Annotated in this window: 18 protein-coding genes; all 18 read right to left on the bottom strand. The window is 39.5% G+C overall.

Going from position 1 to position 18,268, the window contains the following annotated elements:
* Nucleotides 1–4: 4 nt before the first annotated feature.
* Nucleotides 5–1,297: a hypothetical protein gene (locus tag BMZ41_RS00510; protein WP_090526338.1), complete on the bottom strand. Its 1,293-nt coding sequence runs from the start codon at nt 1,295–1,297 to the stop codon at nt 5–7.
* Nucleotides 1,298–1,311: 14 nt separating this feature from the next.
* Entirely contained in the window at nt 1,312–2,808 is a 1,497-nt protein-coding gene (locus BMZ41_RS00505) for a glycoside hydrolase family 43 protein (RefSeq protein ID WP_090526336.1), read from the bottom strand.
* A gap of 32 nt (nt 2,809–2,840) precedes the next feature.
* Nucleotides 2,841–4,442 (bottom strand): alpha/beta hydrolase family protein, encoded by a 1,602-nt coding sequence (locus BMZ41_RS00500; protein ID WP_090526335.1) that lies wholly within the window; start codon nt 4,440–4,442, stop codon nt 2,841–2,843.
* Between the two features lie 136 nt (nt 4,443–4,578).
* Nucleotides 4,579–5,088 (bottom strand): SEC-C metal-binding domain-containing protein, encoded by a 510-nt coding sequence (locus tag BMZ41_RS00495; RefSeq protein ID WP_090166633.1) that lies wholly within the window; start codon nt 5,086–5,088, stop codon nt 4,579–4,581.
* A 93-nt stretch (nt 5,089–5,181) separates the two neighbouring features.
* Entirely contained in the window at nt 5,182–6,252 is a 1,071-nt protein-coding gene (locus BMZ41_RS00490) for a C40 family peptidase (protein ID WP_090526333.1), read from the bottom strand.
* An 86-nt stretch (nt 6,253–6,338) separates the two neighbouring features.
* Entirely contained in the window at nt 6,339–7,259 is a 921-nt protein-coding gene (locus BMZ41_RS00485; RefSeq protein ID WP_090526332.1) for a bifunctional riboflavin kinase/FAD synthetase, read from the bottom strand.
* Between the two features lie 2 nt (nt 7,260–7,261).
* Entirely contained in the window at nt 7,262–8,167 is a 906-nt protein-coding gene (gene truB / locus BMZ41_RS00480) for a tRNA pseudouridine(55) synthase TruB (protein ID WP_090166639.1), read from the bottom strand.
* Entirely contained in the window at nt 8,167–9,144 is a 978-nt protein-coding gene (locus BMZ41_RS00475; RefSeq protein WP_090166641.1) for a DHH family phosphoesterase, read from the bottom strand. The genes truB and BMZ41_RS00475 overlap by 1 nt, the downstream gene beginning before the upstream one ends.
* 13 nt (nt 9,145–9,157) lie before the next feature.
* Nucleotides 9,158–9,532: a 30S ribosome-binding factor RbfA gene (gene rbfA, locus BMZ41_RS00470; RefSeq protein WP_072912484.1), complete on the bottom strand. Its 375-nt coding sequence runs from the start codon at nt 9,530–9,532 to the stop codon at nt 9,158–9,160.
* Nucleotides 9,532–12,219 carry a translation initiation factor IF-2 gene (infB, locus tag BMZ41_RS00465; RefSeq protein WP_090526330.1) on the bottom strand — a complete coding sequence of 896 codons (2,688 nt, stop codon included), beginning with the start codon at nt 12,217–12,219 and terminating at the stop codon, nt 9,532–9,534. The genes rbfA and infB overlap by 1 nt, the downstream gene beginning before the upstream one ends.
* 16 nt (nt 12,220–12,235) lie before the next feature.
* Nucleotides 12,236–12,541 carry a L7Ae/L30e/S12e/Gadd45 family ribosomal protein gene (locus BMZ41_RS00460; RefSeq protein ID WP_090166645.1) on the bottom strand — a complete coding sequence of 102 codons (306 nt, stop codon included), beginning with the start codon at nt 12,539–12,541 and terminating at the stop codon, nt 12,236–12,238.
* Nucleotides 12,528–12,797, bottom strand: coding sequence for an RNase P modulator RnpM (rnpM, locus tag BMZ41_RS00455; protein WP_090166647.1), 270 nt, complete (start codon nt 12,795–12,797; stop codon nt 12,528–12,530). The genes BMZ41_RS00460 and rnpM overlap by 14 nt, the downstream gene beginning before the upstream one ends.
* Nucleotides 12,798–13,979, bottom strand: coding sequence for a transcription termination factor NusA (nusA, locus tag BMZ41_RS00450; protein WP_090166649.1), 1,182 nt, complete (start codon nt 13,977–13,979; stop codon nt 12,798–12,800).
* A gap of 17 nt (nt 13,980–13,996) precedes the next feature.
* Nucleotides 13,997–14,467 (bottom strand): ribosome maturation factor RimP, encoded by a 471-nt coding sequence (rimP, locus tag BMZ41_RS00445; protein WP_072912469.1) that lies wholly within the window; start codon nt 14,465–14,467, stop codon nt 13,997–13,999.
* 183 nt (nt 14,468–14,650) lie between these two features.
* A complete protein-coding gene (locus tag BMZ41_RS00440) occupies nt 14,651–15,829 on the bottom strand; it encodes a phosphoribosylaminoimidazolecarboxamide formyltransferase (protein WP_090526327.1) in 1,179 nt (392 codons plus the stop codon).
* Nucleotides 15,830–15,841: 12 nt separating this feature from the next.
* Nucleotides 15,842–16,561: an IMP cyclohydrolase gene (locus tag BMZ41_RS00435; protein WP_090166653.1), complete on the bottom strand. Its 720-nt coding sequence runs from the start codon at nt 16,559–16,561 to the stop codon at nt 15,842–15,844.
* Nucleotides 16,562–16,633: 72 nt separating this feature from the next.
* Complete coding sequence (locus tag BMZ41_RS00430) at nt 16,634–17,407, bottom strand: hypothetical protein (RefSeq protein ID WP_090526325.1); 774 nt, start codon at nt 17,405–17,407, stop codon at nt 16,634–16,636.
* Nucleotides 17,408–17,504: 97 nt separating this feature from the next.
* On the bottom strand, nt 17,505–18,266 hold the full coding sequence (gene hisF, locus BMZ41_RS00425) for an imidazole glycerol phosphate synthase subunit HisF (RefSeq protein WP_090526323.1): 762 nt from the start codon (nt 18,264–18,266) through the stop codon (nt 17,505–17,507).
* Nucleotides 18,267–18,268 lie beyond the last annotated feature (2 nt).

Genomic DNA, 18,268 nt, shown 5'->3' with positions numbered 1-18,268 from the left:
TTTTTTACCAATGAGTCTTATGCTCATCTATAATTTCATATGTTTCAATATTTACAAGATAAAAACCCTTAAGGCTTGCTTCTGCCTGTCCTAAGGAATATCCATTTTCATCAAGAGGCTCTGCTTCAAGTACAATCTCTAAGCAATTATTTCCATTTTCATCTTTTTTTAAGCCATTATCATAGAGATTATATTCGTAATCTTCATCCCTATAAACAGTTCCTCTGACATTTCCCTTTGCAGTATAACTTATAAGTAAATTTGTATAATAGTCTTCAATAATTCCGTTATTCTTAAGGTAGCCCTCAAGGATAATCATTAAATTCATGATATCTATATCATCATAAGGCTCAGAAGATGCATCAATTGAATAAGAATCATCTGAACTATAATCATAGTCATCTGAGCTATAGTCATCATAATCATAGGAATCAATTAATTCCTCATCAGAATCACTCCATCTGGAATCATATCTTTCAAAACAGCATACCAAGTCACTCTTAAATATAAAGCAACCTAGCAGAAAGAAAATTAAAAATAAGATTGTAAATACCTTCTTAGATTGCTTGCCTTTTTTTATTATGGCAACAAGAAGGGAGAATCCAAAGGCATATATCAATGAAACTGATAAGATAGAATCCAATAGGGACAATCCCGTCAAAAACCTTTGAAAATATCTGCCACAGGAAAGATAATTTAAATCCATACCTAAGAAAAAGACACCATAGGATAGTAGCAAAGTAACAATGATGATGGCAAAGGGATTAGCTGTTTTCTGCTTGGCAAGTTTACTCTCATCAAAGTCTTGTTCCCCAGAATTAATCCATTCTTTTACAAGCTCTAAATCATCATTTTTAAAAGATGCAGGAATAAAATCTACAGCCATTCTGCATTTATCTTTATCACCCATCCTTGCATCAGCTACAGCCATTGATCTTAAGAAATTATATTTATTTCCTGGTAGTTTACAAAATACATGCTTGTGGAATAAATAAAGGCCGTAGTCATGAACATCCTTTGGTTCCAATGACAATAGCTTCTTTTTTGTCATATTTGCATAAGCCGAAAGAAGCCCTTCATAAAGTGTTAATATCGATGCAAATAATGCAATATTAAAAACGCCATCGATATATAATCCTAAGTAATCCTTTAGGTAATAATACCCAAGAAACAGAAGCAATCCAAAATACAATAAAGATATTTTGTGAACCAAAAGTACTCTCTTGGCAATCTTCACTCCGACATTTTCTTCATCAAGTGATGTGACATCAAACTCACCTTGTATATAGCAATTCATTTATTTAGTGTCCTCTATTCGCTAAAATTTAGATTTCGAAAATCAACGACACCCCCAAGATTCTTTGTACCATACGAGAATACGCCTATACGATATCCCACAAAAACATCTAATGTAAACTCCATATCAAGCGGTTCTCCGAACTCAATAAAGTCCGTGCCATCTGCAGAATAATAGAAATAGGCCTTATCTTCATTTTCGAAATCAAAGACTATTCTAATCCAAAAATGATTACAATTGAAGCCTTGAATTTCTGAAACATTTTGTCTTATCTCTGTCTTATCTTTTTGAGTGGAAACGATGTAAAATTCACCATTAGATTTTGTTAATCCTATAGTTCCATATTTTCCCATAAAGGCAGCAAGTCCAGCATAATCTCCGCCACGCATTCCAGAAAAATCGCCCTCTATCGTAAATACGGATTTAGGAGTAACAGTTCGCTCTGTCAAAGTGTTTCTGGCATCCATTATTGATGATGCTAGCTGCATATTTTTAAGACGTAAATAGCCAGGACGGTCTGTAAATGACCAGCCCTCCTTTATAGGATTGTGATTCCACTGGAACTGAAGAAGTAATCTGTCGCTGCTATGATTAAAGGAATCACTTGTAACAAGTGGATTTGTAAACACTTCTCTCATAGGTATATCGAATTCTTCAGGAGCTTTCCCATCCTGTCCTATCACAGGCCAGTCATTTTCCCATGTCATAGGAAGCAAATAAGGAATACGTCCTACGGCTCCGTGATCCTGAAAAAACATTGAGTAGCAATTCTTTTCATCAACATCAATAAGAACTCCCTGCGCAATACCACAATTTTTATAACCCATATCATCATCAAAAATGATATGTCTTTCAAAATCTCCATCAAGGCTTGTTCCGCGATAACAAACCTCTCTTCTTCTGCCATTTCCATTACCAATCTCAGGCCACTCAATAAAGCACAGATAAATATATTTCTTTCTTACGTAGGCACGACATCCTTCACAGCGAAGCATAATGCCAGCTTTGTCTGTGGCAAATAACAATCTGTCTGATGTCTCATCCACTCCACTAAAATCATCCAAAATCCTGACAATATGAATATCACCATTTCCATAAACAAGATAAGGCTTATTATCCCAGAACAAGAAACTAGGGTCATGATAAATACCATTTAACTCATATCGATCCCAAAAAGATTTCTCGATATCATCCGAATAATAGATATAAGTCTTCTTCATATCGTTGCACACAAAGCATGAAAAGAATATTCCCCTGTGATAGCAAAGTGTAGTTGCCCACTGGCAAGCTCCGTATGCATTCTTGCCATTCTTTAACTCATATATATCATTATCTTCAATCTTGTCAAAAATGTATGATACTATCTCCCAGTTCTTTAAATCCTTTGAGCGAAGAATTGGTCCTCCTGGGCAAAAGAACATTGTGGTACTGACCATATAATAAAAACCATTAGCCTTAATGACATCCATATCTGGCATGTCCATTTTTAAAAGTGGATTTGTAACTTTCAATTAATATATCTCCCTATTATTTCGTAAATACTCTATCTAGTAAATTGTGATATAAATTTCCATGCCTGTTCACAGGAATGTTCTCTAAATTCATGAACCTGACCGCTTACGCTACCGAAGGCTGTACGACAAACTCCATCCTCGCTGTCATAGTAATTTACAGTCAGTACACTTCCTCTTGAAGGGTCTAGAATCTTTTCAACTCTGTCACCTGAGATACCGTATATACGGTCATCCCAATTTTCTCTGTCAGAGAAATCAACATTAAAATTAATCTTAAGCTTATTAACAGAAGCAGCATATCTGATACGCTCAAGGGATTCCTCGGCCTGAAAAGGAAGCTCAGGAAGCGGCGATTCCTCTCCACCTGAATAAAAAATTGGAACTGATACTGTAGTATTTATACGTGGGTCCCCAAGAGATAAACCAAATGGATTGTTATGTATTGGGAACAAAGCGCTGGCTGGAGCAAGTCCTGCAAAAACCTCAGGATATTCCTGGAACATATCCCAGGTCTTAGCACTTCCCATAGAGAAACCAGCAGCATATATTCTCTTTTCATCCACGTTATATTTCTTCTTTAAATCAGCAATAACCTCCATAGCCTCTGTTGGAGTTACATACTGGTGATTCTCAATTGAAACATATAAGAAGTTGTATTTATGGCAAACCTCCCACCATCCAGAGACAAAGGTAAGGAACATTGAAGAGTCTCCACCACCGTGGTAACCAATCAACATTGGAACAGGTCCATTATCCAAAAGCCCCTTATTGTAATATGCAAAATATCCAACCTTATGAGTCTTTGTGTCCTTATATTTCTTTTCCTTGTGATCCTTTGAAGTGTTAACCTCAGTAAAGCCTGGCTCCTCCACCATATTAAGAGCCTCAAAATCTGGCTCAATTTCGAGATTTCCACACCACATCTTAAACTTCTTTACGAAACTGTAGAAATCAGCTTTATATTCAGCTTTATCCTTAATCAAAACATTTTTAGATTCAGCAAAAGCATCATTAACTTCATCTGTATTTCCTACTGAAAGAATAGCAATATCCTTTCGCTGTACCTCAGGTACGACATTTAATCCTTCCATGGAAATCATTGCTGGTGTAATCTCACCTGGTCCCCATAAATATTCACCCTCAACAGTCTGAAGAAGATTTCTTGCGCAGTAATCAGCTGATTTTCCAAAGCTATATATATCTGTTCTAAACTTAGCGCCTCTGATGAAATATCCCTTGAATTCCTGTGCTATAAAATCATGGAAGGCTGCGATTCCATCCTCATAATCAGGATTCATTTTTACTTCTTCCATTATCTCCTTGTAAAGGTCAACAGAGGCATTATCCCATCCGCCTTCACAAGTAGGATAAATAAAAAGTACACTTGAATCTACGGCTGATGCTATATCAGAAAGACCTGACTCCTTGGCAAAAGCAATAGCCTCCTCCTTTGTGCGCTTATTTTCCTCGAACACCAAAAGTAAAGGTGCTCTAAAACCGTAATTCAAAACCTCGCCATCTATTTCGGTAGATGGAACATAGGCCTTCAAATGAAAATTATTATATGTATGCTCCCAGTATTTATCACCATTATCAAATTTTTCCACATGTGGTCTTGCAAAAATTCCCATAAAAAATCCCCCTTGCTAAAATAGATAAATCTATTCTAGCATCCGGGGGATCCAATAAATACCGATAAAGTTTTAAATAAAGGATGATAAATAATAGAAAAAAGCCTGTCCCATAAAATGAGACAGGCGAAAAATTTTATTTCTTGTTCATACAACAATGCTTATACTTCTTTCCAGAACCGCATGGACATGGATCATTACGTCCAACCTTCTTCTCTGTACGGATGATTGTGTGCATGTTCTTAGCTTCCTTTGTAAGAGCCTTAAGAGTATCTGCATCAAAAATCTTCTCCCACTGTGGAAGACCATAAAGCCAATCAGCCTTAGCATCGATCATGTTCTTGTAAAGCTTTTCCTTATCGAACTTAAGAGAAACTACTGTATCCTCTTCCATTGTGTCGATTGGATTTGGCTCAACAAGTGAATCATTGATTCCATCAAGGAAACCAACCATTGGCATAACTTCAATCTTATATTTCTCAGCAAGCTCTTTAACTGTACCCTTTACCTCTGTATCAGGATCATCAAGAAGCTGCTCGTAAATGCCTTTCTCTAAAAGAAAATAATTCTGCCAGAATCTCTGTAAATCAGCCTGAGACTGGTTCTGATTGTAGGCAATCTTCTGCCACTGTTCAAGTAAACTCATTTTATATTCCTCTCCAATAAAAAAATCAATATCGTGGTAAAAACCACCTTTTGTATTTTAACATAAAAGGCTACCAGAAGGTAGCCCTAAATACTAATCGTAGATAACGCGAACACACTTAATAGGTGTACGGTACATGTAATTTGAAATCTTAATTCCATCACGTCTGTTAGATGCGTGAACAATCTGTCCACCACCAATATAAATAGCTACGTGATTGATACTGCCACCCTTGCCATAGAAGATCAAATCACCAGGCTTTAATTCTGAAGTGCTAATCTTTGTTCCTTCATTAGCCTGTGCTCTTGAAGAATGGCTAAGATATACACCGTACTGTCTCATAATCTGCATTGTGAAACCAGAGCAGTCTACACCGTGTGTAAGGGATGTACCACCCCAAACATAGCGATTACCTACATACTGAAGTGCATTTTCACAGATAGCCATACGAACATCAGAAACACCTGCACCGTAACGAGCCTCAGTAAGAGTCATGGCTGTTTTAAGGGAAAGATCAACGTCTACATATTCTGCACAGACATACCCCTCATCACCATCGACATCTACCTTAATCCACTCATCATCCTGAGTATTATCAAGAATTACTATTTCTTCACCCTCTGCGAGCTGATAGATAATCTCTGACTCGGTATTGCCCTCTGCACGAACTCGAAGACCACCTGTCTTTGCTGTGGCAACGTATTCCGCAAGCTCTACAGCCTTATCCCATGCATCATCACCTGAGATAAGGTACTCAGAACTAACGTAACCTTCTACTTCGCCAGATTTGATATGAGTCCAATCTCCATCTATATCAAGAATCTCGCAAGCAGCCTCCGCTGGGAATTTACCAACAAGCTTTGCGTCAGAAGAAGCTGACTCTCTAATATTAAGATTTCCTTCTGAGACATTACAGATACCGATATTATTATAACCATAAATATCGCCAAGTGACTTAGCAGTCGCAATGGCATTAGAATCAGTAACTGAAATCTCTTCAATAGCTGATAAATCTACAGCTGCAGCAGAAACTGCACCTGCAACTGCAGAAACATTGTCATTAGAATTATTTTTATCTAAATAAGTACGTGTATCTACGCAATAATCAAATAAAAGCGCAGTAGCACATACAAGTGTGAATGCTGAAACAACCCGTTTGTTCATAAAACCTCCAATAGCTAAAAACGAACTTTTAAAAGTATAGCAAGAATTCGAAAATATGTCAATTAAATGTAATATTTTTGTAATATCTATCTGTTATTAAAGTAGCTTTTAGCTTTTGCTTTATCAATATTCATCTGATTTGTAAGCTCCTCTATGGAAGCAAATTTCATCTCAGGTCTAAGGAAGCTTTGGAAGGTAACCTTTACAAATTTTCCATACAGATCCCCGTTGTAATCAAGAATATGTGTCTCGATTCCAACAATATTTTTGTCTGAAACTGATGGCTTGGTGCCAACATTGGTAACACCATGGTAGATTCTTCCATCAAAATCTATTGTAGTAACATATACTCCAAATCTAGGAACCAGCTTTATCTTCTCTGGCATAATGTTGATTGTAGGAATACCGATTGTGTGGCCAAGGTGAGCTCCGTGCACTACCTCGCCCCAAACAAAATATTCATATCCTAACATCTCATTAACAGAAACAATATTGCCTTCTTTAAGCTCTTCCCTAATGTAGGTACTACTAATATCTCTATTGTTCTGTTTGATTTTCTCGATGACCTTATAGTCAAATCCAAGCTCTTTAGAGAGCTCTTTGAGAAGTTCCACATTACCTGCGCCCTTATGACCAAAAGTAAAATCAGGGCCAGATATCATATATTGCATATTGAGATTTGATACCAAAAATTCTATAAAGCTTCTGGCATCCGTCTGCATTAGACGCTCGTCAAAAGGGCACTCGATAAGATAATCGAGGCCATTATTATCAAGCATAAACATACGCTCTTTATTTGTGATCAAACATGGAGTCTGATCCTCTTGTAATAAAAAACGGGGTGAATTGGTAAAAGTGATAAGACAGGATTTTAATCCTTCTTTCTTTTTTGAAATGATATCAGTGGTCAATAGATTATGACCTCTGTGGATACCATCGAATTTTCCAACAGTCACCGCTGTAGGCTCTGATATTTTAGTGTCAAATAAAGAATGTAAATACTCCATAATTATTCCAAAAACATTTTCTCCAAAATAAACTGAGATTCCTCATAAACGTAAATTCCAAGGAATCTGTTATCTGGTAAAAAGATACGATATCTCTCACCATCTTCAAAGCTACTAACTGCCTCTGCAAATACGTTGGCAGCTGGTATCTTTCCGCCGTTAATGGCCTGCTTAAGGGCTTCCTCTGTTGGAATCACAAAAACAGTACCTAAGCCGTCAAAAACTGAGGCTATTGGCAACATTATACCATCTAATTTGCCATTTTTAACTATTCTTTCAATTTCATCTAAAGTTTTTGCATCTGAAATATCAAATTGACTAACTCTGGTGCGCACCAACGACTTCATTGCACAGCCACAACCAAGCACCTCTCCAACATCATGACAAAGAGATCTGATGTAAGTACCCTTGCTACAATGTATCCTGATAGAAACCTCAGGAAGGTTCATTGAAAGAATATCAATACTAAAAATCGTAACAGGACGAGGCTTTCTCTCAACCTCTTTGCCCTCTCTGGCAAGCTCATAAAGCTTTTTACCATTTACCTTTAAGGCAGAATACATAGGTGGAACCTGCATGATATCGCCGACAAAACTAGACAAGGCTTCCTGAACCTGAGCTTCTGTAACATCAACAGACTTTTTTGATAGAATCTTGCCGCTCATATCGTAGGTATCTGTCTCTACACCAAGAAGCATAACACATTCATAAACCTTATCCTTGTCTGTGAGCATATCACAAAGCTTTGTAGCCTTGCCCACACAAACAGGAAGCACACCTGTCGCATCAGGATCAAGTGTGCCCGTATGACCAATTTTCTTTATTTTTAAAATGCCACGAAGCTTGGCAACAACATCAAAGGATGTGAAGCCTGCCTCCTTGTAGACATTGATAATGCCACTATTCATTAGTTAATTCCTAACTCATTAAACTGTTTTTTTACCATATCAACTATCTCTTCGATAATCTTCCATGGCTCTTTTGTACTAACCGAAAATCCTGCTGCCTTCTTGTGTCCACCACCGCCATATGTGCCAGTGATAACAGTAAGATCCACATCTCCTGTTGCTCTTGTACTGCCCTTATAATCACCATCTTCAAGCTCATAAAGGAATACAGCTACTTCAACACCTGTAGTATCACGAAGCTGCTGAACAATACCCTCTAAATGCTTGCTCTGTGCGCCATATTCTGCCATATCCTCTGCTGTAATAACTGCAGCGATAATCTTACCATCTTCATAAGTCTTACAGTTAAGCAATGCTTTTCCAAGCATTCTATTCTGTATCATGGTCTTGGCATAATAGGTATCAGTACAAATCTTAGAGTAATCAATACCTTTTGTCATAAGGAAGCCTGCAGCATCCATTGTGGATTCTGTAGTGCAGGAATACTGAAATACACCTGTATCATGGATAATACCCGTATAAAGACATTCTGCTATGTCCTTAGTGATTTTATCCTTACCAAACTGATTATATACAAGCTCACAGGTAGAGCTGTCATCAGGAATAATATAACTAAACTCGGCAAAACCACCGTTTGTCATATGATGATCGATACAAACAGTGTGAGTAGCCTTCTCAAAAAATGGGAAAACATCTCCGAGTCTAGCGCCATCGCTACAATCTAAAGCGATGAATAAATCAAATTTCTTGTCTGCTGAAACAGTGTGAATGTCTTCAATCTTATCAGCATTTTTGAAAAACTTAAAAATATTTGGAATCGGATCGAGATAGACATGAACTTCTATCTGAGGGTAGTAAGTGACTACATAATTGTACATAGCCATGCATGAGCCAACACAGTCACCATCTGGACGAATGTGGCCACTGATTCCTACCACCTTTGAATTTGATAAAAGTTCATTAAAGTTGTCTATCATAGTCCGTCTCCTTTTACTCTTCTTCTTTTGCATGAAGAGGTGCATTCACCTCATCAATAAGTTTGCTCATCTTTGCAGCGTAAGCAATTGACTGGTCGCTTACGAATGTAATCTCAGGTGTGTTTCTGAGATTGATTCTGTGAGCTAGCTCACGGCGAATGAAGCCGGCAGAGCTCTTAAGGCCTTCAATAGTCTTCTTAACTGCCTCATCATCCCCGAGAACTGAAATATATGCCTTGCAAGTCTTTAAGTCTGGGGCAACCTCCACAGATACCACCGATGTAACTGGTGATATACGTGGATCCTTTACCTCAAGACGAATGATATTGCTAAGCTCTCGCATAACTTCCTCGTTGATGCGGGTATTTTTAACTGAATTTTTTCTCATTATCTAGGTACCTCAACCATAATGTAGGCCTCGATGATATCCATTTCCTGAACATCATTGAAGTCTTCAATAACAAGACCACACTCGAAGTTTGTCTTAACTTCCTTAACGTCATCCTTGAATCTCTTAAGAGAACCAAGCTTTCCTTCGTGAATAAGATTTCCTTCACGTGTGACACGAACCATACAATCTCTCTGGAAGTAACCATCTGTTACATATGAACCAGCGATATTACCTACGCCTGAAGCCTTGAAGATCTGACGAACCTCTGCATGACCGATAACCTTCTCCTCGAAGATTGGATCAAGCATACCCTTCATAGCAGACTCAACATCGTTGATTGCATCGTAAATTACCTTGTAGAGACGAAGGTCTACGCCTTCTCTGTCGGCTGTCATCTTAGCCTGTGGATCAACACGAACGTTGAAACCGATGATGATAGCATTTGAAGCAGATGCAAGAACTACGTCTGACTCATTGATTGTACCAACACCACCATGGATTGTCTTAACAACAACTTCCTCATTAGAAAGCTTCTCGAGTGACTGCTTAACAGCCTCAACAGAACCCTGAACATCAGCCTTAACGATAATGTCGAGCTCCTTAAGATTTCCTGACTCGATCTCGCTGAAGAGTGCATCAAGAGACATCTTAGACTTAGTCTGCTCAACGAGCTTGTTCTTGTGCTCTGCAACGAAAGTATCAGCAAATGAGTGAGCTTCCTTCTCAGAATCAAATGACATTAATACTTCACCAGCATTTGGGACCTCAGAAAGACCAAGAATCTCAACTGGAACTGAAGGGCCAGCACTCTTAACACGTGCGCCTGTATCATCAAGCATAGCTCTTACCTTACCATAGCAGCTACCGCAGGCAACAGGATCACCAACGTGAAGTGTACCCTTCTGAACAAGTACTGTAGCAACAGCACCACGCCCCTTATCAAGCTGTGCCTCGATAACAAGACCACGAGCCTTACGGTTAGGGTTAGCCTTTAGCTCAAGTACCTCCGCTGTAAGAAGAATCATCTCAAGAAGGTTGTCGATACCTTCCTTTGTGTGAGCAGATACTGGACAGAATACTGTACTTCCGCCCCAATCCTCAGGAATGAGCTGGTACTCAGAAAGCTCCTGCTTAACTCTGTCGATATTTGCATTAGGCTTATCAATCTTGTTGATTGCAACAATGATTTCGATGCCAGCAGCCTTAGCATGGTTGATAGCTTCTACTGTCTGAGGCATAACACCGTCGTCAGCAGCAACTACAAGAATAGCGATATCTGTAGAGTTAGCACCACGCATACGCATTGCAGTGAAGGCCTCATGACCTGGTGTATCAAGGAATGTAATATCCTGATTGTTAATTGAAACTGTATAAGCACCGATGTGCTGTGTGATACCACCAGCCTCACGGTCTGTAACCTTTGTATCACGGATAGCATCAAGAAGTGATGTCTTACCATGATCTACGTGACCCATTACGCAGACAACAGGTGGACGTGATGGGTAGCTTGATGTATCCTCTTCCTCTTCCTTAAGAAGCTCAGCGATAACATCAACCTTTTCCTCTTCCTCGCAGATGCAGTTGAACTCAAGAGCGATTTCTGAAGCTTCCTCGAAATCTACCTCCTGGTTAACTGTAACCATCTTGCCCTTCATGAAGAGTGTCTTAACAACTGCAGATGACTGAACCTTCATCTTATCAGCAAGATCCTTGATAGTAATTCTATCTGGAATTGTGATAGTAAGAACCTCATCCATATTACGCTCTGGGGCCTTTGGAGCATTGTTCTTTTTCTTCTTTCCACCATTCTTCTCAAGATTGATGTAACGCTCCTGCTTCTTGCCGCCTAAGTTGTTATCTCTATCGTTGTTTCCGTTCTTCTTTTTCTTGTCGTCACGACGTCCGCCCTTAGCATTTGAAGAAGGTGCCATATCTGGAGCAGAATTCTGTGATGGACGAGAATTTCTGTCACCACGGTTATCTGGTCTAGCTGGTCTGTCACCTCTGTCGTTTCTATCATTTCTTTCAGGACGCTTTCCAGCTGGCTTATCACCTCTTGCTGGTCTGTCGTTATTATCTCTATTTGGACGCTCCTGTCTATTGTCGCGTCTTTCATTTCTCTCTGGACGATCGTTTCTATCCTGACGCTCAGGACGTTCCTTTCTTACTGGACGCTCCTGTACTTCCTCAGCTGAGTTCTTCTTTGATACGAACTCTGTATCCTGAGACTGAGCACTAGCTCTCTGTGATGGACGAACACCATCAGCAAATGTACGAGGTCTGATTGGGCCTCTTGGCTGTGCTGGTGCCTGAGCCTTCTTCTGTCCATTGTTATCTCTGTTTTCGTTTCTTGAAGAATCAGAGCCTGGGCGTCTTCTTCTGTCATCACGGTCACGAGTAACTACGAACACGTTTTTCTTTTTCTTTACAGGATTTCCATCCTTGTCTACTGCAGGACGTGCCTTCTTTACAGGATTTCCATCCTTGTCTACAGCATGAGCCTGCTTTGGTGCAGCCTTCTTTTCGTCCTTTGGTGCAAACTTAGCTCTAACCTTAGCAGCCATATCATCTTCAATGCCGCTCTGAGCTTTTGCTTCTATACCATTAGCTTCGAGAAAAGCAATGACGTCCTTGCTTTCCTTACCAAGTTCTTTGGCTAATTCATGTACTTTAATTTTTGCCATCTAATATCCTCCTCATCTACTTCAGTATCTTATCTAGAATGCTTAAGGATAAATTTTCATCGCACACTACTATGGATGCCCGATATTCTTTACCAATTGCATGACCTAAAGATTCTTTGGTTCCATATTCTACGTATTTAACATCGTAGAACTCACAGGAATTTGAAAATGATTTCTTAGTATTGGCTGATGCATCTGTTGCAACAATACACAGACTGCCCAGACCTTCTTTAATGGCCTGCTCGCATGCGAATTCTCCACTAACGAGACGGCCAGCCTTCATGGCCATACTAATCATATTAAGACCTTTATCTACTGCCATTTTCTAACTCCATTTTTATGCTGTTAATCACCTCATCTGAAACTGGTGTTTTAAATGCTCTGTTAAACGACTTTTTCTTTTCAGCAAGTGCAACACATTGTTCGTTTTTACATACCCATGCGCCTCTGCCCTGAGCCTTCTGGCTTAAATCAAGCTGAACTTTTCCATCGACTCTGGCAACTCTGAAAAGCTGGTCCTTAGGAACCATCTGTCCACAGGCTACACATTTTCTAAGAGGTAATGTTTTATCAATCATTTACTCTTCCTCTGAAGACTCTTCTGAATCAGACTCCTCGTACTCCTCTTCGTACTCAGCATCCTCATCGTAGTACTCTTCCTCATCATAGTACTCGTCATCCTCATAATCCTCTTCATAATCAAGGAAGTCACCAGCCTCTTTAGCCTGTGTCTCACTCTTGATATCAATCTTGAAGCCTGTAAGACGAGCTGCAAGACGAGCATTCTGACCTTCCTTACCGATAGCAAGTGAAAGCTGATAATCTGGAACAACTACACGAGCTGTCTTCTCATCTGCATCAGCGATAACTGCAACAACCTTTGCAGGTGAAAGTGCATTCTCGATGAGGTAAGCAGGATTCTCATCCCACTCAACAATATCAATCTTCTCACCACGAAGCTCATTAACGATAGCGTTTACACGAGCACCGTTCTGACCAACACAAGCTCCTACTGGATCAACATCCTCATCATTTGACCAAACAGCAATCTTTGTACGGCTGCCAGCCTCACGTGAGATTGACTTAATCTCAACGATACCATCTCTAACCTCAGAAACCTCTTCCTCAAAAAGCTTCTTAACAAGCTCTGGATGTGTACGTGATACAAGAATACGTGGTCCCTTGTTAGATGTCTTAACCTCAACAATGTATACCTTAATACGGTCCTGTGGCTTGTAGTACTCGCCCTTAACCTGCTCAGACTCTGAAAGGAAGCCCTCAAGCTTGCCAAGGTTAACGTGGATATTGTTTCCTGAGAAACGTGTAACAACACCAGTAACTACCTTGTGCTGAAGCTCGTAGTACTCCTCGAAAAGAACCTTACGCTCTTCCTCACGAATCTTCTGTGTGATTGTGTTCTTAGCTGCTGTAGCTGCGATACGACCAAAGTCCTTTGACTTAACCTCGATACGTGCGATATCGCCTACCTGTAACTTTCCATCAAGGTTCTGTGCCTCTGTAAGAGAAATCTCCTCAACAGGATCCATAACCTCATCAACTACTGTCTTAGCAAGATATACGTGATACTCGCCAGTAGCTCTGTCGATTTCAACTGATGCATTATCAGCCTTTCCATAATTGTTCTTACATGCAATGAGAAGCGAATTCTCGATAGTCTCGATTAAAACATCCATGCTGATATTTTTCTCTTTTGCAAGGTCTGTAAGAGCTTCCCAAAAATCATTTGTATTTGCTGCCATATTTCCTCCTATATTCACTAAAAATCTATTGATAATCTGACTTGTGCAACATCTGCTCTGTTAAATACTTCTGTGCCATCCTCGAACTCAATTGTAAGAGTGTCCTTATCAAAGGCCTTGAGAGCCCCTGTAAATTCCTTGGCACCATTAACAGGCTTGTAGGTTTTAATATCTACATCAAGTCCTATAGCTTTTTCAAAATGCTTATCTTTCTTAAGAATACGACCAAGACCTGGTGAGCTAACTTCAAATATGTAACCTTCGTTACCACCAATCTGTGGCTCTGCGTCAAGTAACTCGTTCATGCGACGACTAACATCAACGCAATCATCAATTGTGATTCCACCTTCCTTATCGATGTAGGCTCTAAGATAATAATCTGCGCCCTCTTTAACGTATTCAACGTCGTAGAGCTCGAAGCCTAACTCGTCAAGAATAGGAGTAATCAATTCTTCCGTACGTTTTTCGTAATCGGTGTGTTTTGACATAACGTCCTCCTTATTCAGTTGTAAGACTGCATTAACCAGGCATCCTACCTGATTAATATAGTTGGAAAAGAACATAAACAAAGAGAGAGCAAAAATTGCTCTCTCTTCAGTCGCTCTCTTCAATAACAATGCTATTATATCAGAAAATCCGATATTTGCAAGCATTTTGGACATTTTTAATAATTAGTGGTGGAAAAGTCTAAGTCCTGTAAATGACATAACCATATTATATTTATTACATGTCTCGATAACATTATCATCTCTTACTGAGCCACCTGGCTGTGCAACATACTGTACACCTGACTTATGAGCTCTTTCAATGTTGTCACCAAATGGGAAGAAGGCGTCACTTCCTACAGATACTCCTGTAAGCTTATCAAGCCATGCACGCTTTTCTGCTCTTGTAAACTCACTTGGTCTTGTCTTGAAAGTCTTCTGCCATACATCATCACCAATTACATCTTCAAATTCATCTCCGATGTAAAGATCGATGGCATTATCTCTGTCGGCTCTCTTAATTCCATCTACAAAATCTAGATTAAGAACCTTTGGCGCCTGACGAAGCCACCAGTTATCAGCCTTCTGTCCTGCAAGTCTTGTGCAGTGAATACGTGACTGCTGACCAGCACCGATACCAATTGCCTGTCCATCCTTTACATAGCATACTGAGTTTGACTGTGTGTACTTAAGAGTAATCATTGCAATAGCAAGATCTATCTTTGCCTGTTCAGTAAGCTCCTTATTATCAGTAACAATATTAGAGAAGAAATCATCGTTAATCACCAATTCATTTCTGCCCTGCTCAAAAGTGATACCAAATACTTCCTTGCGCTCGAGCTGCTTTGGAACATAATTTGGATCAATCTTGATAACAGCATAATTTCCGTTCTTTTTTGCTTTTAAGATTTCAAGTGCCTCTGGCTCATAGCCCGGAGCGATAACACCGTCAGAAACTTCTCTCTTAATAAGCTTAGCTGTTGCTACATCACATACATCTGAAAGAGAAATGAAATCACCGAAGGAAGACATTCTATCTGCACCTCTTGCTCTTGCGTAAGCATTTGCAAGTGGAGTGAATTCCATATCTAAATCATCACACCAGTAGATTTTTCTTTCTACATCTGAAAGAGGAAGTCCCACAGCAGCACCTGCTGGTGAAACGTGCTTAAAAGATGTTGCAGCTGGAAGACCTGTAGCCTTCTTAAGCTCTGACACAAGCTGCCAACCATTAAAAGCATCAAGGAAATTGATATAGCCTGGCTTTCCGCTTAATACTTCAATTGGAAGTTCCCCCTCTTCCATATAAATACGAGATGGCTTCTGATTAGGGTTACAACCATACTTTAATTCCAATTCTTTCATAGCATTATTCTCCTATTTTCTAATATTCTTATTTATGATACGGGTTTCCTTTGCACCTGTGGCAATATCAATGTAACGTACGAAAAGAGAAACCTTATTATCAGCATTGAGGTTAGACCAAATCATATCGGTAAACTCATCGATATTTCCTGAAATTTCAATTGGTGTAGGCTCGCCTTCATAGGAAGGTAGTGGATTTCCATCGCCCATATAAGTGTGAATAAAACGACCTGAACCGGCCTTAGGATTAGAATAATCAAAGGTGTATCTATTACATGAATCAGAATCACCCATGTTAGATTTAAGAATTGACATCATATAAGAAAACTGTCCGTTTTCGAGGTGAAGAAGACCTGAAATACGAGGTGTGAAATTAGGGCCATCCGGCTCAAACTCTCTTCTTCTAAGTGTCTGTTCAAATGTCTCACCAGACTTCATGTACTCATAGATGGTATCAGTCTGATCTCCGTTTGTAACTATGGTGTCGCAACCGAGTACTCGAACTGGTGCATAGATAATGAGACTTGGGTCAGTAAGCTTTGAAGGGTCGAATGCCTCTGTACGAATGCCCTCGCCTTCCTCAACAAATACTCTGTTTCTAGAATTTTCAGAACGTCCCATAATAAAATAGGCAGTGACAGCCTTGGTTCCATCTGACGATCTACCAATGACAATGCCTCTGCCTGGGTAACTGGTTTCTGATAATTCTTTTGCTAAAGATTTAACTACCATGGGTTCCTCCTTAAAATGCAATTTCCGAGCAAAATTATAACCGAACCCACAAACCATGTCCACTATAAAATTTTACGTAATTTGATCAAATTTACTTACAATGTCATCTGCAGATAATGAATAAGAACCGCTGCTTGTATACGACTTCTTACCAGTAATATCTGCAAGTGAGGTACTTGCATAAGAATTAGTCATAGATGCCTTTGTAGCAATCTGATATGCATAACTACCTGTTCCGCTGAACAAATCTTTCACATAAGACATTGTAGCCTTATTTTTCAAGAAATCCTCATCAACGTTCAAATGATTTTTGCTATCAATGGTAATACCTGCCTTGCCTAAGGTAGATGCAGCCTTTTGTGAGGTAGTAACCATGGCAGCCACCTGAGTAAGGACACCCATTCCTTCAGCTTCCTGACCACTATCTACAAGGTCATTATAGGCTTTTGCAAAACTATTTATAGCATTATAGATTTTATCTCTATCGTAATCCTTGGTAACCTTACCGTCAGCGTCTTCTGTCTCTACCTGTTCCCAAATAGAATTCTTACCCTTTGCAAGTAATGTATCTGTAGCTTTGTTAAGGGCAGAAGCATCATTTCTGATACCGCTTAAATCTGATATCTTCTCTTTTGACTTTACCCTGGAATCAGATTTCAGATTTCCCTCAGAATCATATTTGGCATAGTAAGACTTAACCAGCTTTCCGTATGAACCTGATCTAATTTGTGCGAGATTATTTATTGATGCTTCCAAGCCACCAAAAATAGAGCTTGAGCTGTTAGATGAACCGCCAAACAATGAATAAATAGATTCACTTCCAAAAGAATTAATAGTTAAAGACATAAACATCACTCCTTTGAATATAAACCTGAACATCCTGTTCCCATCATGTCTATAGTTACCATTATAATACTATAATAATGTGTAAAAACTGTTAATTCTATAACCGCACTGGTATGTTATTGTCCCTTAAATACCTCTTGAGGTCTAAAATCTCCATTTCCCTATAATGAAACAAAGATGCAGCAAGAGCAGCCTCTGCGCCGCCTACGGTAAGAGCATCTTTAAAATGTTCCATTGTTCCTGCACCACCGGAGGCAATGACGGGAATATTTACTGCAGAGGAAATAGCCTTTGTAAGCTCTAAATCAAAGCCAGCCTTTGTTCCGTCCTGATCCATGGAAGTAAGAAGAATCTCACCAGCTCCAAGCTTTTCAACCTTAGTGGCCCACTCTACTGCATCAATTCCGCAATCTAATCGTCCACCATGCTTATAAATATTGAAGCCGCTTCCATCTGCTCTTCTTTTAGCATCAATGGCAACAACCACACACTGACTTCCGAATTTGTCAGCTGCATCCGCAACAAGCTGTGGATTATCAATAGCTGCTGAATTGACTGCGATTTTATCAGCGCCTTCTCTGAGAAGAGCTTTAAAATCCTCTACAGTGCGAATACCTCCACCTACTGTAAATGGAATAAATACCTGCTCTGCAACACGGCGAACCATATCAACTACTGTATTTCTATGGTCAGAAGAAGCTGTGATATCCAAAAATACAACTTCATCTGCACCTGCTTTATCGTAGGCCGCTGCGATTTCTACTGGATCTCCCGCGTCTCTTAAGTTAACGAAGTTAACACCTTTAACCACACGCCCGTCTTTTACATCTAAACAAGGAATAATTCTTTTTGTGAACATGG

The organism is Pseudobutyrivibrio sp. UC1225 (assembly GCF_900115215.1).
Classification (GTDB): Bacteria; Bacillota; Clostridia; order Lachnospirales; family Lachnospiraceae; genus Pseudobutyrivibrio.
This window is presented reverse-complemented; position numbering and strand designations above follow the sequence as displayed.